This is a genomic window from Chryseobacterium sp., assembly GCF_022712095.1.
Classification (GTDB): Bacteria; Bacteroidota; Bacteroidia; order Flavobacteriales; family Weeksellaceae; genus Chryseobacterium.
The window spans coordinates 1-18,504 of record NZ_JALAHD010000051.1; the positions used below are offsets into that span (position 1 = coordinate 1).

Annotated in this window: 18 protein-coding genes and 3 tRNA genes; 7 read left to right on the forward strand and 14 right to left on the reverse strand. The window is 36.8% G+C overall.

The window, feature by feature from the left end; translation table 11 throughout:
- Nucleotides 1–132: 132 nt before the first annotated feature.
- From Q0A18_RS02525 to Q0A18_RS02535, 3 genes are read left to right on the forward strand one after another with little or no spacing between them, the layout of a single operon-like run.
- A complete protein-coding gene (locus Q0A18_RS02525; protein ID WP_292008600.1) occupies nucleotides 133–1,230 on the forward strand; it encodes a glycosyltransferase in 1,098 nt (365 codons plus the stop codon).
- Between the two features lie 44 nt (nucleotides 1,231–1,274).
- Entirely contained in the window at nucleotides 1,275–1,694 is a 420-nt protein-coding gene (locus tag Q0A18_RS02530; protein WP_292008601.1) for a SufE family protein, read from the forward strand.
- The gene (locus Q0A18_RS02535) at nucleotides 1,691–2,656 is read left to right on the forward strand and encodes a glycosyltransferase family 9 protein (protein WP_292008602.1); all 966 of its coding nucleotides are present in this window, start codon (nucleotides 1,691–1,693) and stop codon (nucleotides 2,654–2,656) included. The genes Q0A18_RS02530 and Q0A18_RS02535 overlap by 4 nt, the downstream gene beginning before the upstream one ends.
- 12 nt (nucleotides 2,657–2,668) lie before the next feature.
- Here Q0A18_RS02535 and Q0A18_RS02540 read toward each other — a convergent pair whose 3' ends face one another.
- The 5 genes from Q0A18_RS02540 to sfnG form a co-directional block, all read right to left on the reverse strand.
- Nucleotides 2,669–3,748: a sigma-54 dependent transcriptional regulator gene (locus tag Q0A18_RS02540; RefSeq protein WP_292008603.1), complete on the reverse strand. Its 1,080-nt coding sequence runs from the start codon at nucleotides 3,746–3,748 to the stop codon at nucleotides 2,669–2,671.
- A 95-nt stretch (nucleotides 3,749–3,843) separates the two neighbouring features.
- Nucleotides 3,844–5,043 carry an acyl-CoA dehydrogenase family protein gene (locus tag Q0A18_RS02545; RefSeq protein ID WP_292008604.1) on the reverse strand — a complete coding sequence of 400 codons (1,200 nt, stop codon included), beginning with the start codon at nucleotides 5,041–5,043 and terminating at the stop codon, nucleotides 3,844–3,846.
- Between the two features lie 11 nt (nucleotides 5,044–5,054).
- Nucleotides 5,055–6,203: an FMNH2-dependent alkanesulfonate monooxygenase gene (gene ssuD / locus Q0A18_RS02550; protein ID WP_292008605.1), complete on the reverse strand. Its 1,149-nt coding sequence runs from the start codon at nucleotides 6,201–6,203 to the stop codon at nucleotides 5,055–5,057.
- Nucleotides 6,204–6,246: 43 nt separating this feature from the next.
- Nucleotides 6,247–6,786, reverse strand: a complete 540-nt coding sequence (gene ssuE, locus Q0A18_RS02555) for an NADPH-dependent FMN reductase (RefSeq protein ID WP_292008606.1) — start codon at nucleotides 6,784–6,786, stop codon at nucleotides 6,247–6,249.
- Nucleotides 6,779–7,897, reverse strand: coding sequence for a dimethylsulfone monooxygenase SfnG (sfnG, locus tag Q0A18_RS02560; RefSeq protein WP_292008607.1), 1,119 nt, complete (start codon nucleotides 7,895–7,897; stop codon nucleotides 6,779–6,781). The genes ssuE and sfnG overlap by 8 nt, the downstream gene beginning before the upstream one ends.
- A gap of 338 nt (nucleotides 7,898–8,235) precedes the next feature.
- Here sfnG and Q0A18_RS02565 point away from each other — a divergent pair, with 338 nt between their 5' ends.
- The gene (locus Q0A18_RS02565; RefSeq protein WP_292008608.1) at nucleotides 8,236–8,469 is read left to right on the forward strand and encodes a TetR/AcrR family transcriptional regulator; all 234 of its coding nucleotides are present in this window, start codon (nucleotides 8,236–8,238) and stop codon (nucleotides 8,467–8,469) included.
- A gap of 407 nt (nucleotides 8,470–8,876) precedes the next feature.
- Here Q0A18_RS02565 and Q0A18_RS02570 read toward each other — a convergent pair.
- The 3 genes from Q0A18_RS02570 to Q0A18_RS02580 all read right to left on the reverse strand — a co-directional run bounded on the left by Q0A18_RS02570 (nucleotide 8,877) and on the right by Q0A18_RS02580 (nucleotide 9,131).
- Nucleotides 8,877–8,960, reverse strand: a tRNA-Leu gene (locus tag Q0A18_RS02570).
- A gap of 6 nt (nucleotides 8,961–8,966) precedes the next feature.
- Nucleotides 8,967–9,042 (reverse strand) — tRNA-Gly (locus tag Q0A18_RS02575).
- A 7-nt stretch (nucleotides 9,043–9,049) separates the two neighbouring features.
- Nucleotides 9,050–9,131: transfer RNA gene (locus Q0A18_RS02580), tRNA-Leu, on the reverse strand.
- 164 nt (nucleotides 9,132–9,295) lie between these two features.
- Here Q0A18_RS02580 and Q0A18_RS02585 point away from each other — a divergent pair.
- The 3 genes from Q0A18_RS02585 to Q0A18_RS02595 all read left to right on the forward strand — a co-directional run bounded on the left by Q0A18_RS02585 (nucleotide 9,296) and on the right by Q0A18_RS02595 (nucleotide 11,259).
- Nucleotides 9,296–9,673 (forward strand): DUF3127 domain-containing protein, encoded by a 378-nt coding sequence (locus Q0A18_RS02585; protein WP_292008609.1) that lies wholly within the window; start codon nucleotides 9,296–9,298, stop codon nucleotides 9,671–9,673.
- Between the two features lie 61 nt (nucleotides 9,674–9,734).
- A complete protein-coding gene (gene aat / locus Q0A18_RS02590; RefSeq protein ID WP_292008610.1) occupies nucleotides 9,735–10,388 on the forward strand; it encodes a leucyl/phenylalanyl-tRNA--protein transferase in 654 nt (217 codons plus the stop codon).
- On the forward strand, nucleotides 10,375–11,259 hold the full coding sequence (locus Q0A18_RS02595) for a DMT family transporter (protein ID WP_292008611.1): 885 nt from the start codon (nucleotides 10,375–10,377) through the stop codon (nucleotides 11,257–11,259). The genes aat and Q0A18_RS02595 overlap by 14 nt, the downstream gene beginning before the upstream one ends.
- Before the next feature lie 33 nt (nucleotides 11,260–11,292).
- On the opposite strand, the gene Q0A18_RS02600 is transcribed toward Q0A18_RS02595, so the two are convergent.
- The 6 genes from Q0A18_RS02600 to Q0A18_RS02625 all read right to left on the reverse strand — a co-directional run bounded on the left by Q0A18_RS02600 (nucleotide 11,293) and on the right by Q0A18_RS02625 (nucleotide 18,406).
- Nucleotides 11,293–12,672: a tetratricopeptide repeat protein gene (locus tag Q0A18_RS02600; protein ID WP_292008616.1), complete on the reverse strand. Its 1,380-nt coding sequence runs from the start codon at nucleotides 12,670–12,672 to the stop codon at nucleotides 11,293–11,295.
- A gap of 206 nt (nucleotides 12,673–12,878) precedes the next feature.
- The gene (locus Q0A18_RS02605) at nucleotides 12,879–13,850 is read right to left on the reverse strand and encodes a zinc-binding alcohol dehydrogenase family protein (RefSeq protein WP_292008612.1); all 972 of its coding nucleotides are present in this window, start codon (nucleotides 13,848–13,850) and stop codon (nucleotides 12,879–12,881) included.
- 69 nt (nucleotides 13,851–13,919) lie between these two features.
- Nucleotides 13,920–14,495: a Crp/Fnr family transcriptional regulator gene (locus Q0A18_RS02610; protein WP_292008613.1), complete on the reverse strand. Its 576-nt coding sequence runs from the start codon at nucleotides 14,493–14,495 to the stop codon at nucleotides 13,920–13,922.
- Between the two features lie 44 nt (nucleotides 14,496–14,539).
- Nucleotides 14,540–15,922, reverse strand: coding sequence for a phosphoglucosamine mutase (gene glmM / locus Q0A18_RS02615; protein WP_292008614.1), 1,383 nt, complete (start codon nucleotides 15,920–15,922; stop codon nucleotides 14,540–14,542).
- Between the two features lie 256 nt (nucleotides 15,923–16,178).
- Nucleotides 16,179–18,212 (reverse strand): ferrous iron transport protein B, encoded by a 2,034-nt coding sequence (gene feoB / locus Q0A18_RS02620; RefSeq protein ID WP_292008615.1) that lies wholly within the window; start codon nucleotides 18,210–18,212, stop codon nucleotides 16,179–16,181.
- Complete coding sequence (locus Q0A18_RS02625; RefSeq protein WP_292008617.1) at nucleotides 18,212–18,406, reverse strand: FeoA family protein; 195 nt, start codon at nucleotides 18,404–18,406, stop codon at nucleotides 18,212–18,214. Before Q0A18_RS02625 ends, feoB begins: the two co-directional genes overlap by 1 nt.
- Nucleotides 18,407–18,504 lie beyond the last annotated feature (98 nt).

Genomic DNA, 18,504 nt, shown 5'->3' on the forward strand with positions numbered 1-18,504 from the left:
CAGATATACTGCTTCTTTATTCATTGTTTTAAATTGTGTCTTAAAAGGCTTAAGAAAAAACAGAATTGTTAGTCTGATAACATATGTTTGTTTTGTCCAGGTATATCATCCCTTCACCGGAAAAAAAAGATAATGAATTCAAAAAAAGTTATTATATCTGCCTTCAGCAACCTGTATACAGATCAGCGAATAGAAAAGGTATGCCAAACTCTTTTCGAAAACGGGTATACTATTGAGCTCATAGGAAACGACTGGAATGGAGCGGAAAGAATGGAAAGACCTTACGCTTTTTCTAGGATACACCTCCAATCCAAGAGCCTTAAAACTGCTTATTTTGAATTTAACTGGAAGCTTTTCCGTCAATTAAAGAAAAAATCAGACCTGCATACAATTCTCTATGCTAATGACATAGATGCTCTTTTACCGAATTATCTTATAGCAAGAATGCTGAACATTCCTCTGATTTTTGACAGTCATGAAATTTTTTCTGAAATGCCGGCAATCCAGGGTAAAATATCACAAAAATTCTGGAGGTATCTGGAGAGAAAGCTGATTCCAAAAATACAATTGATGATTACGGCAAGTGGAAGCTATGCGGAATGGTTCCACAAAAAATATGGTGCCAACCCGATAGTTATTCAGAATGCTCCGCAAAGGTCAGATTATATTCCACAAATTGTAGAAAATAATCCCAAAATTATTTTGTATCAGGGATATATCAATCCTTTCCGCGGAATTGACAAAGCTATCCTGGCAATGCATCAGATAGAAGGCGCCATTTTAAAAATTGCAGGTAACGGTCCCAAAAAGAAGGAATATGAAGAATTGGTGATCAGGGAAAATCTACAGCATAAAGTCCGTTTTCTGGGAAAGCTCGACCCTAAAGATTTAAAAAAAATTACAGTAATCGCAGATGTAGGAATCAGCATTGAAGAAAATGGAGGTGACAGTTATTTATATTCACTCCCCAATAAAGTTCTGGATTACATCCAGGCACGGATTCCTTTAGTTATGGCTAATCTCCCTGAAATGCAAAATATCTCCCAACAGTTTCAGATAGGAAAAATCATCTGTAATCATGATCCAGAGGAAATTTCCAAAGCAATTTCCCATGTTCTTCAAAATGGAAAAGAATACTATTTGACAGAGCTGGAAAAAGCTGCTCAGGCTTTTTGTTGGGAAAATGAAGAAAAAAAACTATTGCAGGTTTTTCAACGTGTATCTCAATAAGTATATTTTACAAATTGGTTATCTTTGCACAAAGATATCTTAATATGACCATTAAGGAAAAACAACAGGAAATAATTGATGAATTTGCCTTTCTTGATGATTGGGAACAGAAATATGAATATATCATAGATCTGGGAAAAGAACTCAAGGGGCTTGCAGAGGATAAAAAAACCGAAGACAACCTTATCAAAGGCTGTCAGAGTAAAGTATGGATCGATGCCGAATTTAAAGATGGAAAGCTTTATTTCAATGCAGATTCTGATGGTATTTTACCTAAAGGCATCGTTTCTTTATTAGTAAGTATTTATAGTGGTCATTCTACAAAAGAAATTCTCGATTCGGATTTTGATTTTATTTCTGAAATCGGATTACAGGAGTTTCTCTCTCCTTCCCGGGCCAATGGATTAATGGCTATGACTAAACAAATTAAATTTTACGCAGTTGCTTATCAGCTTAAGTCGTGACAAGAATTTTAGCATATCGTTTTTCTGCTTTCGGTGATGTAGCCATGAGCATACCTGTATTTCGGGAGTTTTTAGAACAAAATCCTGATACCGAGATCATCATGGTTTCCCGTAAAAGCTTTGAAAATCTGTTTTCCGATATTCCGAATGTTATTTTTAAAGGAATTGATTTTGACGATTATAAAGGCTTCCTGGGAATCAGAAGGCTTGCCAATGAACTTTTAAAAGAATTTCAGCCTGATATTATTGCTGATTTGCATGATGTTATCCGTTCTAAAATTTTAGATAGAATCTATACCCGAAAAGGGTTGAAAGTTTTCAGAATAAATAAAGGGAAAGAAGAAAAGGAAAAGCTGACAGATGTGTGGAATTTAGATAAAGTTCAGCTTAAAAGTACGGTTGAGCGTTATGCCGATGTTTTCCGTGCCATGGGCTATAATCTTAGCCTTTCTCATCAACTCCGCCCCCAATCCGCTCATAAATCTGGGATTGGTTTTGCACCTTTTGCACAGCACAAGGGAAAAATGCTTCCTTTAGAAAAATCTTATGAGCTAGCTAGGGTTTTAGCCAAAACACATACTCTTTACTTTTTCGGAGGCGGAAAAAAGGAAAATGAAATTCTTGAAAAATGGGAACAAGAAATTCCTAATACTCACAATCTATCGGGAAAACTCAGTCTGAAACAGGAGTTAGATAAAATTGCCGAATTAGAGCTTATGATTTCCATGGATTCAGCCAATATGCATTTAGCCAGCTTAAAGGGTACGCGATGTGTTTCTATTTGGGGAGCTACTCATCCTTATGCGGGTTTCTTAGGATTTGGACAAAGTGAAAAAGATATTGTTCAAATTACAGATCTTACCTGCAGACCCTGCTCTGTATTCGGGGATAAAGAATGCTACCGGGGAGACTGGGCTTGTCTTGAAGAAATTGATATACAGAAGATTATTAATAAGATTTAAACAACATCCTTCTCACTTTTCACCTCTTCTTTTGGGTTTCAAATCATTGGATTTAATTAATCTTGCCCGGAGAATGTTCCTGCTAATCCCTAATAATCTTGAAGTTTCTAACTGATTCCTATAACAGTGTTCATAAGCGGTTCTCATGATAACCTCCTCAATATGCTCATATAAGTTTTCATGACCTTCCCCGAATAAAGTCGTTAATGCTTCGGTTAACATTTCCGTACCATCATGCACTTCTCTATTCTGTACCTCATTGCGATCATCAACCTTGATCTGTTTTTTGTCAAGTACAATATTAAGGTCCTCGGGAAGAATTGTATTTCCATAGCAAACCAATAAAGCCTGATGAATAATATTTTCCAGCTCTCTTATATTGCCTGGCCAACTGTACTTATTGATTAATATATCTGCTGCCTGTTCACTAATTGATACCTGCTTCAATCCCAAGCGCCTACTGTAGACTTCAAGAAAATGAGTGATTAAAGGCATAATATCTCCTCTCCTTTCCCTAAGTGGGGAAAGAAAAACAGTAGCCACATTCAGCCTGTAATAAAGATCTTCCCTAAATTTACCTGTAGAAACAGCTTCTGCAAGATTCACATTAGTGGCCACTACAATACGGACATTTACATTAATAGGTTTTCTGGAGCCTAAACGCACAACCTGTTGTTCTTGTAATACTCTCAAAAGCTTAACCTGTAAATGTAATGGTAAATCTCCTATCTCATCCAGAAATAAGGTTCCTCCATCTGCTACCTCAAACCAGCCCTGCTTAGTTGAAGCCGCTCCCGTAAAAGCCCCTTTTTCATGACCGAATAATTCACTTTCTATTAAATTTTCCGAAAAAGCACCACAGTTAACAGGAATAAAAGGGCCATTGCTCCGTCCGCTCTGCTTATGAATTTCTCTTGCTATAAGTTCTTTTCCCGTTCCCGTTTCCCCCATGATTAATACATTAGCATTACTGGGGGCTATCTTTTTTACTTTTTGCAGAAGTTTACGGGAGCTCTGATCTTCAAAGACTAAAACTTTAGCACGGATAGATAACGGGCTTTGATCCGGAAGAGTGAGAATAATTTTTTTCATTTGATTAAAAAAAAGAGAAAACCTTACTTTTATGAAGACAATATTAAGAGATATTTTACAGAATTACGATTTTTAAGTCAGAAATAAATGTTAAACTAAGAATAGAATCCGGGCTGAGGCAGTTGATCATTTAACGCCCAGTCCCCCAATTCTTTAATCTTATAATCTATGGGGTCATGTAAAGTATGTGTTCGTATATTTCTCCAAAAACGATCTAAGCGTGCTGCTCCATTAGTAGCCCTTGCCCCCGTTACCTCAAACATTTTATTAGCTATAAACAGGCCTGTTCTTGCTGCCTGTACTTTAGCTGCTGCAATGCTCAAGGCACATTTTCCTCTTTGATTTTCAGTGATACTCTCCCCCGCATCCCAAGATTGCTGAAAATCGTCCATTGCCTGATCCAATAGCAGTTTCGAAGCCTGTATACTGAGCCACATTTCACCATAGTTAGCCAATATATATGGGTCTTTCTGAGATGTTTTCGCTCCTGAATTAATCCATGGCCTTGTTTGTGCTGAAGTATAGTTTTTAGCTTCTTTAAGCGCTCCTTCTGCCATGCCTAAATAAATATTACTTAAAATCAGCTGAGCCAGAGCTGAGCGTAAAGTCGAACGTAGATTTCCCATAGGACCGGGTGTTTTCAGAATTTCGTGTTCTTCTAAAATAAGATTATTAAATTCTACCGTTCCACTGTCCGTCTGTCGCTGTCCGAAATTATTCCAGTCAGCATTGATTTTAATTCCTTTTCTACCAGACTCTACGACTCCTATCCAAATTTTTCCAGCTTCATCGTAAGCAGAAACCAAAAGCATATCGGAATCTACAGACCCTGATGAGAACCCTTTTCTTCCATTGATTTTATATTGATTATCTTTAAATTGAATCTTAGTACCTTCGTCTAAAGGATTTAAGGCATTTCCCCAGAAAAAATTATTTTCTGCTGTTTTTTTGCTATAACATTCAAATTGTTCTGGAGATCCGTAAAGCTCTATAGTGGCCAGAATTAAATGATGGTAACCAAATAAATGAGCCAGGGAACCATCTACACGTGCAAATAGTCTTACAATATTAAGAATGGATATCCAATCACTTTCCAATCCGCCATATTGCTTAGGAATTAACAATTTAAGCAATCCGCTTTTCCTGAGAAGGTTTCTTTCATGGAAAGCTGTTCCTCCATTCTTATCACGTTCTACGGCTGTTTCAGAGAACAGGTCTGCTAATTGTTTAGCTATCGTATAGGCGTGCCGATTAATCTTTGATTCCTGTTCAATGTTTTCTAATATTGTGGACATATTGATCTTTTTTATTTGTGTTGAGCTATCTCTGGTGATAAAGAAGGCTGAGCAGCCTTGATTTCCCCAAATGGACTTACATAAGGAGTATGAACATTCTTTTCTTTTTGGTTAACGGGAAGTAGCGGGAAAACAAGTTCCGCAAAACGATAGGCTTCTTCCAGATGAGGATAACCTGACAGGATGAATTCTTCTATTCCCAAATCAGCATATTCTTTCAGCCGCTGAGCCACCGTATGAGGATCACCTACCAATGCCGTACCTGCACCGCCTCTCAGAAGCCCCACTCCTGCCCATAAATTTGGGCTTATTTCAAGATTATCCCTGCTTCCCTGATGTAGTTCAGTCATTCTTTTCTGACCTTCAGAGTCAAATCTTTTGAATACCTGTAATGCAGCCTGAATTCCTTCATCTGTTACATATTTAATTAAAGAATTGGCAGCACTCCATGCAGCTTCTTCTGTTTCCCTTACAATAACATGTAAACGGATACCAAATCTTACAGTTTTACCTTGTAAAGCTGCTACTTTCCTCATTTTGTTTATTTTTTCCTCCACCAGCGCAGGTGGCTCTCCCCATGTCAAATAAACATCTGCATGTTTTGCAGCAACATTCATTCCTGCAGAGGACGACCCTCCAAAATACAATTCCGGATAAGGTTTTTGAATGCTTTGTAAAAAAAGCTGCGCTTTTTCTGCCTGTAAATACTCTCCATTAAAACTAAATTCTTCACCCGACATCAGGTTTCGCCAGATTTCCAAAAATTCATCAACAACAGCGTAACGTTCATCATGATTTAGAAAAATTCCATCTGCTGCTAATTCTGTAGGGTCTCCACCTGCTACAACATTAATAAGCACTCTCCCGTTGGATATCCTGTCTAAACTGGCTGCAAGCCTAGCTGCCATAGAAGGCAATGATAACCCGGGACGCACTGCCACTAAAAATTTCATGTGTTTGGTAACCTGTGACAACGCCGAAGCAATCACCCAAGAATCTTCGCAAGTTCTCCCTGTAGGAAGTAAGGCTCCATAATATCCTAATTCATCTACTGCTTGTGCTACCTGTTTTAAATATCCTATATCTGTATTTCTTGCCCCAATATCAGACCCTATATATCTGCTGTCTCCATAAGTGGGAATAAACCATAAAATTTTCATTATCTATATTTTCTTTTTTAATTTCTATTGTATATTAAAAGACTCATCCGGCTATTTTCTGATGAAACATTACAATATCTTCAATAGCCCTATTTAAACGGTTTTTAATAGATTCTCCTAAAACGTTTTCTCCAGAATCTTTTTTCTCCCAGTTTTCATCCGGAATATATATTCCCGGGAGAATTTCTGAGGATCCTAATACCGAAAGAAGAGGCTTGATAGCAAAATCAATGGCTAATAAATGAGCCATGGAACCTGCTGTTGCTATAGGAAGAAGCCTTTTTCCACGTAATGCATATTGCGGCAGTAAATCCAATAAAGCTTTTAAAATTCCTGTATAAGCCCCTTTATAAATAGGAGTCCCAATGATTATAGTATGTGCTTCTGATATGTCATATTTTAATTCATCAAATGCACTGCTGTTATATTGACCATATAAAATATCTTCTGCGGGAAAGTTCCGCACACTATACAGTTTAGTCGTTAACTCGGCATATTGAAATTGTTGCTGGATAGTCTTCAGAACATTGTGTGATTTAGATTTTTCTTCCGGACTTCCGGAAATCATTACAATATCAGGCATGACTCAACTGTTTTTTAATAGTTTCTTTTTGTCTTACCAATGGCAATACTTTTTCCCCAAAATATTGCACTTCTTCCTGAGCATGTAAAAACGCACTCAGAATTAAATCGACACCGACTTCTTTAAAAGCAATAATTCTGTCTGCAATTTGCTCCGGTGTACCGATAAGATTAGTTTTAAAACCATCGTTATACTGAACCAAATCCTGAAAAGTGGACTTTGCCCAATTTCCTTCTCCTTCTGGAGCAGATTGCCCCGCATTTTTAACTTCTCCTTTAAAAGCATTTACTGCTTCAAAATCTGCACTATCTATAATTTCCTGCAAAACTTTTTGAGCTTCTTCCTCTGTGTCCCGTGCAATGATAAAAGCATTCAACCCTATTTTAACCCTATTCCCAGTTGTTTTTTCTTTTTCTCTGATATCCTCTATCTGAGCTTTGATCCCTTCCACTGTATTCCCATTGGCAAAGTACCAGTCGGAGACCCGTGACGCCATGTCTCTTGCTGCACGGGACGTTCCCCCCTGAAAAATTTCGGGATGTGGTTTTTGTAAAGGTTTAGGCTGTAAATTGTAATTATCAAACCTATAAAATTTTCCACTGAAGGTAAAGTTATCTTCTGTCCAGATTCCTTTTAAAGCACGAATAAATTCTTCAGACCTTTTATATCTTTCATCGTGATCCAACCAATATTCACCGATCGCATCAAATTCTCCCCGGAACCATCCACTTACAATATTTACGGCCGTACGCCCTTCCGTAAGTTGATCTATGGTGGCAAGCTGCTTTGCTGCTACTGCAGGATTCCATGGCCCTGGCAGTAGGGCTATTATCAATTTTAACCGTTGGGTTGCTGCTAATAATGCATGGCTGAAAGCCACTGGTTCATGTTGAAATTCTGCTCCGTATCCTGCTGTAAACCGAATTTGGCTTAAAGCATAATCAAAGCCATTTTCTTCTGCTAATTGTGCCAGTCTTTTATTATAATTAATATCCCAGCTTGTTCGTTGAGGTATTTTACTGATAACCAATCCCCCACTTACATTAGGCACCCAATATGCAAATTGTATTGAGGTTCCATCCTGTTGTAAATATTTTTCTTTTGTACTCATATGATAAAAATAATCGTTACAATGATCTTTTCAACCATTATACCAAACAGCACAAAACATTGATATACAACTTATTACGTTCATTAAAACCTAAAAACGCATAAAAAAATTGTTGCTCAGCCAACAATGGTATTTTTACTTTTCTATATTAATTGTTGCTAGGGCAACAATTATTTAAAGAGATTCGATTAGAAATAAAAACCTTTATTTAAATAACCTACAAATAAGATTTTTATTCCAGTCGATAAAAATTGCTGATGCATCTATTTGTTTGTCTATTTGTGTTCACATCGCCTCTTTACATGTTTTATTTTTGACATATAATTCTTCAAACATTTGTGCTAAATAATAGTGTTCAGCATCAGATTCTTGAGGCCGCAAAAGAGCTGTTTTTTGCGAAAGGCTATTTTAATGCCACCTCTAAGGAAATTGCAGATTATGCAAAAGTTCCCAGAACATCTATCAACTATTATTTTCCGTCAGTAAAAGAATTATATACAGGAATAAAAGAATATGCTCTTCAAGATCTATTAGAAAAAGTGATAAAATACTTTTATCAGAGATCCTATTAAGAAAAGGTCAGCAGGCTAATTGATTTACTACTCGTCTGGAAAAATATCCTTATCTCGAAGGGATTATGGTATCTGAGAGTCATGGGTTTGTACATGATAAAAGTGAACCTATCCTTCACTTCATAAAAGAGATAAAAGCTGAAATGGAAGGGGGTACGATTCCTAATTTATCAAAGGAATTATTATAGAATTGTTTCAGTGTGACGTTAATTTTATTTTCATGGATTTGAATTTCAAAATTCCGTTTTAAAATGTCATCTTCAAACCTATCTGCAAGCTTTTCTCTTATGTAATCCAATTTTTCACTATTTTACTTACGTATTTATCCTGTAAAAAGATTTAAAGAAACACATTCAGCCCATGTAAAAACAAAAAACCCTCCGTATTAAATACAGAGGGTTAAGAAGTACTCCGGGCGGGACTTGAACCCGCACGCCAAAAGAGGCACAGGATTTTAAGTCCTGCGTGTCTACCAGTTCCACCACCAGAGCATGGAGTGGAGCGAAAAACGGGATTCGAACCCGCGACCCCAACCTTGGCAAGGTTGTGCTCTACCAGCTGAGCTATTTTCGCATCGTTGTGCGGATGAAGGGACTCGAACCCCCACGCCTCACGGCACCAGATCCTAAGTCTGGCGTGGCTACCAATTACACCACATCCGCATTATATTTAAAGAACTTCTTTCGTTTTTGTGAGTGCAAATATAGGGCAATTTTTTATTTTTACAAGAGAAAATTTATTTTTTTTTATTTTTTTCACAAAATTTATGAGAGGGGTTTAATATTACATTTCATTTCCTTACTTTTACGGAGTTAATATTTATGATATGGAATTACAAGGAACGGTAAAGAAACTTTTTGACACTCAAACATTTGCAAGTGGATTTCAAAAGAGAGAAATGATTATTTTGACTCAGGAACAGTATCCACAGCCAATCAGCATAGAATTTTTATCAGATAAAATAAATTTACTGGATTCTGTGACAGAAGGAGAAAATGTAAAGGTGGGAATCAATATAAGAGGAAGAGAATGGACATCTCCTCAGGGAGAAACAAAATACTTCAACTCTATCACAGGATGGAGACTGGAAAAAGTATTTGATAATGGCTCCGAGCCTACTCAGGCTATGCCGTCTCAGTCTGCATCTCCGGTTTCTAATGAGAATCCTTTTGCAGGAGATGAAGATGATGATTTACCTTTTTAATAAAGAAAATTAATCATATTAATAATCCTGCTTCCTCAAGTGGGATTTTTTTTGACAAAAAATGGTTCGACTCGACGAGAATGAAATTTCATTTCCAGATCCTGAGCTCTATGACGGGCATGAAGGGATAATTGCTTACGGAGGAGATTTATCCGTAGAGCGGCTATGGTTTGCCTACCAATTAGGGATTTTCCCATGGTATAATCCGGATGAAGAAATTTTATGGTGGTGCCCGGATCCAAGATTCGTACTATTTCCTTACGAGCTGAAGGTTTCAAAATCAATGAGAAAAATCCTGGATAAAGAGATTTTTTCTTTTACAGAAAACCAGAACTTCAGAGAGGTCATTAAAAACTGTCAGAGAATCAACCGAAGAGGACAATCAGGAACCTGGCTCTCCGATGAGCTCATGGAATCATTTATCCAACTTCATGAATATGGTCTGGCCAAAAGCATTGAGGTCTGGCAGGACGGAAAACTGGTGGGAGGATTTTACGGCATACAGATCGGTCAGGTATTTTGTGGAGAAAGCATGTTTGCTAAAGTGAGTAATGCTTCTAAGGCAGGATTCATTCATTTTGTAGAAAGTAATAAAGATACTCTTGAACTCATTGACTGCCAATCTCACACAGATCACCTGAAAAGTTTAGGGGCGAAAATGATTCCTAAAAGAGAATTTTTAAAAACTTTACATACCAATAATGAACGCAAATAGAGAAAAATGGATACTTTTAATAGTATTAAGTCTTATATGGGGATCTTCATTTATTTTAATCAAAAAGTCATTAGAGCATTTTAATCCATTTCAGGTAGGAGCACTAAGATGTCTTATCGCCGGAATTATTTTGTTACCCATAGCTATTTCCAAATATAAGCTCTTTCCCCGCAAGAACTTGAAATGGCTTATCCTTGCTGCATTTACCGGAAGCTATATTCCCATGTTCCTGTTTCCCATTGCTGAAACGGAAGTGAGCAGCAGCATTGCCGGTATTATTAACTCAATGATGCCTATTTTCGTGATTATTGTAGGTGCATTGGTCTGGAAGTTTGAAACTACAAAAAAACAGATTATTGGGGTATTTATAAGCTTCACAGGAGTTTGTCTGCTCGCCTTCGGAGGTGGGGACGGAGCTCAATTTAAAATGATCCCTATTTTATTGTTACTGCTGGCTACTTTATGTTATGCTGTAAGCACGACTACCGTTAAATCGAAACTAATGGATGTGTCATCTACGCTGCTTTCAGCATTTATGTTTTCATTTGTATTATTTCTGCCTTCCCTTATTGCCCTTGCATTCACAGGGTTCTTCTCTGAGTTTCACTTTTCAAGGGATAATATGACAGGACTCATGTTCGTAAGCTTACTATCCATTTTCGGGACAGGACTTGCGATGATGATGAACTATCGTCTGCTAAAGGTATCAACACCTCTCTTTGCTTCAACAGTTACTTTATTGATGCCGATTGTCGCTATTATGTGGGGAATTCTGGATGGTGAATCTTTAACTGCTTTACAGTTTGTAGGTGCATCCATTATTATTGGCGGACTGATATTTCTGAGAACCAAACCTTCTATAAAAAATTAAATCCTGCATTTCTGCAGGATTTATTATTTGTTTTTAATTCTTCTTTTTTACTTTAGCTTTAGCTTTTTTTACCTCGTCTTTAAGGAACGGATATTTCTTCTGCATGTCCTGAATAATAGATGAATCCAGTTCTAATGCCTGTTTAAGCGATTCAACACCTTTTTCCTGTTCTTTCAGATTAAAGTAACAATTACTTAGCTGATAATACAATTCTGCTCTGTTATGATTCTTAATTGCCGAATTTACTACTGTAATCGCTTCTTCATATTCTCCTAGAAGCATCAGCACTTCTGAATAAGCGTACCAGTTATAAAATCTTGAAGGTTCCGCCTCTACCAATTTTTTAAGACAGGAAAGACTCTCCTCAAATTTACCGGAATCAATAAACAGGAATGCTAATCTTTTCTGATAATCAAGATTATTATCGTTTAACTGTGTAGCTTCTTTGGCAAAGTGTAAGGCTTCTACCATACCTCCCATTTCTTCATAGAGATAAGACTGCTCCATCATGGAAAGATAAAACTGCGGGTCCTCTCTTAACGATTTCTGGAACGCATTCAATGCTACTATTGGCTGTTTTAAAGCTTTATGGCATAATCCTATTTTATAGAAGGTAAATGCTTTGGTATACTCAAGGTCAAGCATTTCCTCATAGACTTCTATGGCTTTCTTATATTGGCCTAATGCTTCGTAACAAGATGCCTTATTGGCGTAAACTCCTACAGAATTTGAATTAATAGCCAAAAGATAATCAAACCCTTTAATCGCCTCTTCATAATTCTTTCTGTTGAAATAGAATTGCCCATATTCATACCAGGCGGTCTCTGAATAAGAGAATTCATCCAGGTATTCATTAAGGAAAGCAATAGCTTCGTCACCTTTGCTTAGTTCATTGAAGCAAACCATACAGTTTTCCAATGCATATTCATCCGTAGGATCTTCTTTCAACGCCTTTCTATAATGTTTAAGGGCATTAAAGGGATCTCCTAAGTTGATATATTCATCCGCAATAAAGTTATGAAGGAAGTTTTCTTCTTCTTTCAACTCTAATGCTTTCTTACAAATTTCAATGGATTTTCTGGGGTTTCCTAAGTTAGAATAATACTTCGCATAACAAACCAAAAAGTCTGTGTTTTCCATAGAGGAAGCCTTCAGCTCATCAATCAGTTCTTTCGCCGTATTATATTCTTCCCATTCTAGTAATACTTCAAGTTTTTTAATCTTGATATCAAGAGAATTCGGGTGAAGCTTAAGACCGTAGGTAACTGCAATATCTGCATAATTAAAATCTCCCAGCTCCAGATAATAAACAATAATATCTTCCAACTCTTCTGTATCAAAGTAGAATTCATCATTGTTTTCCATCATTTCCTCGAACTTTTTCACAAGTTCATTTCCAAAATATTCTTCCAATACGTATATTTTCGTCAACCCAATGCCTGAATTTTCTTTACAGACCTCGGTAAACTTCTGAATTTAATATTACTCTTTAAAATTATTTTATAAAATATATGCAAAGTTGCGAAAAATTTTTGACATATATTTTCATAAATATCTATACTAAAGATAGTAAAAAAGTTCCGTATTATGAAATATTGTGGATAAAAACAGTATTCCGGCTAAATTGAGATAACTATTCTTTTCTTATTAGAAATCTCTCCTTCCCATACCGCAGCAATATCTTTGAGTGGGAAAGTTTGGGTCTCTATGATTAGTTTCCCCTCCAAAGCTGCCTGAAACATCTCTGGAATTATTTTTGAAATTAAAAGTTTGAATTCTTCCGGGCTCCAGCTTCCCAATCCCGAGCCGGAAATCTGAATATCTGTCCCCCTTAAAATCTGAGAGGATAATTGAATTATATCACCACCCATACCTCCTACGGAAACCAATCTTGTTTTATGGGAAAAAGTTCCGTCTCCTTTCAACGCAGATAAAAGGAGTTCTGTTGAATGCCCCCAAACATAATCTATAACAATATCAATCGGTGTCTTACTGTGAATATCTTTAATTTTCCGTTTAAAATTTTCATCATTCACATTCAGGGAAATTACTTCATCAGCTCCGACAGTATGGAGAGATGATAAAATCTCTTCATTTCTTCCTGTAACAATTACTTTTTTAGCACCATAAATTTTAGCTATCTGAATTGCCACCTTCCCTGTAATTCCGGTAGCTCCGTTGATCAAAACCACTTCGCCGGTTTTTAATTTTGCTTTAAACTGTAAGGCCATCGCTGACCCCATGACTGCGTTGGGTAAAGCTGCTGCTGTTGAAAAATCAAGACCTTCCGGAATGGGTACAATAAGTTTTTTTTCAGCCACTGCCTTTTCTGCAACAGTTCCTTTTTTACTGAAAAAATAAACAGCAACTCCATTTTTCAGAAAACCGACTCCATCACTCCCGATCAGTTTGGGTTTTTGCTCTTCGTTTTCTGTAGAATAATGTTTTCCACTTGCTCTCGCTCTGTCAAGATGTTTTATAGCGGCTGCTTTTACTGCTATTAAAACTTCATTGTCATTGTTAATTTCCGGATCTTTATAATCTGTATATTGTGGAGTTCCTCCTTTTTCAAGTATTACGGCTGCTTTCATTATTTTAATTTTCTAACAAAATTAAGTGGAAGCGGGATCCGAAACGATAACAAATGTTATCAGTTTAAATTAATTCTCTTTTAAAATTTTAGTTTTTATCCTGCTGAGATGCACTTTTGTAATTCCCAGATAAGAAGCGATATAATGCTGGGGAACTCTTTTGATGATTTCAGAATGTTCTTTACAGAGATCCTGATATCTTTGTTGTGGTGTATCTTTAATAAAAGAAAGAAAGTGTTTCATATAATCGAATGTCCTTTCAAAAACAGCATCCATAAGGGATTTTCTGAACTCCGAATTTTCATATACCTTTTCCAAAATGCGGTCAACCGTTTCTTTATCAACCTGCCATAACACACAGTGTTCAATTGTTTCAAAGGACATCATACTAGGAAGACCTTTCTTAAAACTTTCAAGGGATGAAAACAAGGTATTTTCCATGAAGAACTGAAAGGTAACATCTTTACCGTCGTTATTATACCATGCCCTTACAATTCCTTTTTCTACAAAATAAGCATGATGGGAAACCTCATTCTCTTTTAAAAGAATCGTTTTTGCAGGAACTTCCATACGCTTAAAGTTTCCCATAAACGGATCTGTTATTTCCTGGGGAAAGGGAAACCTTTTTTTCAGATGTTCAAACATATTGTAAAATAAAAGAACGAAACCAAGGCTCCGTTCTTACTTATTTAAATTAGGCTTTTAATCTTAGCAATAATATCATCTCCCAGTTTATCCGCTTCTTCCTGCGATTTTGCTTCTGTATAGATTCTGATGATAGGTTCTGTATTCGACTTACGTAAATGTACCCAGTTATTTTCAAAGTCTATCTTTACTCCATCCACCGTAGAAACTTCTTCATTCTGGTATTCTTTTTCCATTTTGGCCAAAAGATCATCCACATTAATTTCCGGAGTCAATTCAATTTTCTTTTTACCCATGAAATAGCTTGGATATCCGGCTCTCATCTCGGAAACCGTTTTATTTTCTTTTGCCAGATGAGTCAGGAAAAGAGCTACTCCTACTAATGAATCTCTTCCGTAGTGTAATTCAGGGTAGATGATTCCTCCGTTTCCTTCTCCCCCGATCACTGCATTTTTCTCTTTCATAAGGGTTACCACATTTACTTCTCCTACTGCGCTTGCAAAATATTCTGAATTATGGTTTTGAGCCACATCCCTCAGGGCACGGCTTGATGAAAGGTTAGAAACAGCCACTCCATTTTTATTTTTCAGTAAATAATCCGCTACGGCTACAAGGGTATATTCTTCTCCGAACATTTCTCCTTTTTCATCTATTAAAGCTAATCTGTCCACATCCGGATCTACAACAATTCCAACATCTGCTTTTTCTTTTTTTACAAGTCCACAAATATCTCCCAAATGTTCTTTTAGAGGCTCGGGATTGTGTGGAAACTGCCCGTTGGGCTCACAGTATAATTTTATTGTTTCACAACCCAGTTTATCCAATAACATTGGAATAGCAATTCCTCCTGTAGAGTTTACAGCATCCAGAACTACCTTAAATTTCTTTTCTTTGATTGCATCTACGTCTACCGTCGGTAAGTCCAAGATCTGCTGAATATGAATATCAAAAGCATCATCTCTGGTTTCATATTGACCAAGGTCATCTACCTCAGCGTAATTGAAATCTTCATTTTCGGCAAGAGCCAGTACATCAGCTCCGTTTTCACCGCTTATAAATTCTCCCTTTTCATTTAACAGCTTTAAAGCATTCCATTGTTTAGGATTGTGGGAAGCGGTAAGGATAATTCCCCCGTCAGCTTTAAGCTCCGGAACCATAATCTCCACAGTCGGTGTTGTGGACAGTCCCAGATCTACCACATTAATTCCCAGCCCCTGCAATGTTGCAGTTACCAAAGAAGATACCATTTCTCCTGAAATTCTGGCATCTCTTCCTATAACCAGTGTTAAGTTTTTTTTATTATTTTTATTCTGAAGCCAGGTACCGAAAGCGGATGCAAACTTAACGATATCAAGCGGGGTAAGATTATCATTTACTTTTCCTCCTATTGTCCCTCTAATACCTGAGATACTTTTAATTAACGACATTGTTAGTGCTTTATTTATATTCATTTAAAGATAAACATAACGATTATCTTTCTGTTTAAAAACTAAACAAAATTAGAGATTATTTGTCAAAATACATACGAAAGTTATGAACAGCCACAATCTTTATCGCAGCCGGACCGCTTTGAGCTGAATTTTTTAGGGGCGAAATTCTTCCTTAAAATCCTGAATAAAGAATAGCAGGCAAACCCTACCAACAATGCAACCAGCACATATTGAATAATCAATGAAGAGCTCATTATTTTAAAATTTGATAGATAAACATAGACACAAAGTATGCCAAACCACTCATCATTACCACCTGGAAAGCTGTCCATTTCCAGCTTTTGGTTTCTCTGTACACTACGGCAATCGTAGAGACGCACTGCATGGCAAATGCGTAAAACAAAAGTATCGAAACTCCGGTAGCGAAGCTGAATACTTTTTCTCCGTTCGGCTTCACATCATGTCTCATTTTATCGATCACTTTCACCTCCGGAGCATCATCATCCAAACTATATAAAGTAGACATAGTGCCTACAAATACTTCTCGTGCCACAAAACTTGTTAATATTCCCACTCCCATCTTCCAGTCATATCCTAATGGTTCTATAGCCGGTTCTATGGCTTTACCCATTTTAGCTAAATAAGACTGCTCCAGATGTACATCAGAGGCAACAATCTGATCCGGCCGTTGCTTAGGTCCGAAATAGCTTAAAACCCAGATAATAATACTGACAATGAAAATTATTTTTCCGGCTCCGGTAATAAATTCCCAAACTTTTCCCAACACAATTTTAAAATCATATCCGAAAAGAGGCTTTTTATAAGTCGGCAGGTCCATTACCAGATAGGTTTTTCCTTTATCTTTAATAAACCCTTTTAAAATAAGAGATGAAAACAGGGCTACCAAAAACCCCAGAAGATACATTCCCATCAGCACTAATGCTTTGTACTGAATTCCCAGAAATGTCCCGTCGGTAATAATCAGTCCGATAATAATACTATAGACCGGAAGCCTTGCCGAACAGGTCATGAACGGAGTGACTAAAATCGTTAATATTCTTTCTCTTATATTTTCAATATTCCTTGTGGAAATAATCGCAGGAATAGCACAAGCAGTCCCTGAAACCAGTGGAACAATACTTTTTCCGTTCAGCCCGAACGGACGAAGGAATCGGTCCATCAAGAAAATAACTCTCGCCATATATCCTGAATCTTCCAGCAGATATAGAAAGTATAAAAGGATTCCAATCTGGGGAGCAAAAATAACAATTCCCCCAATCCCCGGAATAATTCCATTGGAAATTAATGAATTAACCGGACCTTCGGGTAAATGCTCACCCGTAAATCCTGATGCCCAAGAGAAGAAATTATCAATCCAGTTCATGGGATATTCTGCAAGAAAGAAAACACTTTGGAAAATAATCAGAAGAATGATCAAGAATACAACATAACCCCAGAATTTATGAACAAGTATTTTGTCCAGTTTTTCTGTCAGTAATTCTTTAAACTGAGGTTTTTTAGAAATTACATTCGCTAATATCTTATCTACCTGCTGGTATCTTCTCACCGTTTCCTGAACTTGTAGTCGTTTAGGAACCAGGCTTTTAACCTCTGGGAAATTTAATAAATCCCCGAGAGATTCTATTTTTTTCAGCTCCATATCGGAAGATAGTATCATCCAGGCTTTGTAGTCATTTTCAATTCCCTGATGAGCAGATACTTTTTTAAGAAAGTCTTTATGCTCAACCGGTATTTCGAAAAAGGGCAGAACAGACTTCTGGAATTCACCATTAAAAACAGCCTCACGGATTTCATCAATTCCTATGTGTTCTTTCGCATTAGTTTGAATCACCTTAATATTCAATGATTCTGAAAACTTAGAAATATCAATATTAATTCCCCTTATTTCCGCCTGGTCAATCTGGTTTACAACCAATAAAACAGGAATTCCAAGATCCTGGATCTGTTGAAATAACAATAAACCCCTTTTGAGACTTAAGGCTTCCAATATGTAAATAACTCCGGAATATTTATCCTGTTCATCGATAAGAAATTTTGAAAAGATGGTTTCATCCTCAGAACTTGGATAGATACTATAGGAACCGGGTAAATCTATGATTTCAACTTCTTCGTTTTTATAGGTATAAGTTCCCGAATGGCTTGCCACCGTTACTCCTGCATAATTTCCCGTTTTCTGCTTTTTATTGCAAAGTGCATTAAAAATCGTTGACTTCCCTACATTAGGATTTCCTACCAGAAGAACCTGTTTTTTTTTATTTTCCTGCATTAATTCAGATATTCTACAATGATATAATCTCCTTCTTCTTCACGAAGAGCAATACGGCTTTTTTCCTCTCCAAACTCTACATACATGGGTCCGCTAAAAGGTGCCTGATATAAAATCTTAAAAACGGTTTCGGGTAAAAGTCCCATTTCAATAATTTTATTCGGCATTTTCAGATGATCATTATCATATCCCATAATCTTCCCCAGTTTATTTTTAGGAAAGTTACTCAGCTTATGTAAATCTTTATTCTTCAAAGCCCTAGTGTTTTGTTTATGCAAATATACGCTATTTA

Coding starts and splice junctions, on each gene's coding strand:
- Q0A18_RS02525 (WP_292008600.1), top strand. CDS start 133: ATGAATTCAAAAAAAGTTATTATATCTGCCTTCAGCAACCTGTATACA.
- Q0A18_RS02530 (WP_292008601.1), top strand. CDS start 1,275: ATGACCATTAAGGAAAAACAACAGGAAATAATTGATGAATTTGCCTTT.
- Q0A18_RS02540 (WP_292008603.1), bottom strand. CDS start 3,748: ATGAAAAAAATTATTCTCACTCTTCCGGATCAAAGCCCGTTATCTATC.
- Q0A18_RS02545 (WP_292008604.1), bottom strand. CDS start 5,043: ATGTCCACAATATTAGAAAACATTGAACAGGAATCAAAGATTAATCGG.
- ssuD (WP_292008605.1), bottom strand. CDS start 6,203: ATGAAAATTTTATGGTTTATTCCCACTTATGGAGACAGCAGATATATA.
- ssuE (WP_292008606.1), bottom strand. CDS start 6,786: ATGCCTGATATTGTAATGATTTCCGGAAGTCCGGAAGAAAAATCTAAA.
- sfnG (WP_292008607.1), bottom strand. CDS start 7,897: ATGAGTACAAAAGAAAAATATTTACAACAGGATGGAACCTCAATACAA.
- Q0A18_RS02585 (WP_292008609.1), top strand. CDS start 9,296: ATGGAATTACAAGGAACGGTAAAGAAACTTTTTGACACTCAAACATTT.
- aat (WP_292008610.1), top strand. CDS start 9,735: ATGGTTCGACTCGACGAGAATGAAATTTCATTTCCAGATCCTGAGCTC.
- Q0A18_RS02595 (WP_292008611.1), top strand. CDS start 10,375: ATGAACGCAAATAGAGAAAAATGGATACTTTTAATAGTATTAAGTCTT.
- Q0A18_RS02605 (WP_292008612.1), bottom strand. CDS start 13,850: ATGAAAGCAGCCGTAATACTTGAAAAAGGAGGAACTCCACAATATACA.
- Q0A18_RS02610 (WP_292008613.1), bottom strand. CDS start 14,495: ATGTTTGAACATCTGAAAAAAAGGTTTCCCTTTCCCCAGGAAATAACA.
- glmM (WP_292008614.1), bottom strand. CDS start 15,922: ATGTCGTTAATTAAAAGTATCTCAGGTATTAGAGGGACAATAGGAGGA.
- feoB (WP_292008615.1), bottom strand. CDS start 18,212: ATGCAGGAAAATAAAAAAAAACAGGTTCTTCTGGTAGGAAATCCTAAT.
- Q0A18_RS02625 (WP_292008617.1), bottom strand. CDS start 18,406: ATGGGATATGATAATGATCATCTGAAAATGCCGAATAAAATTATTGAA.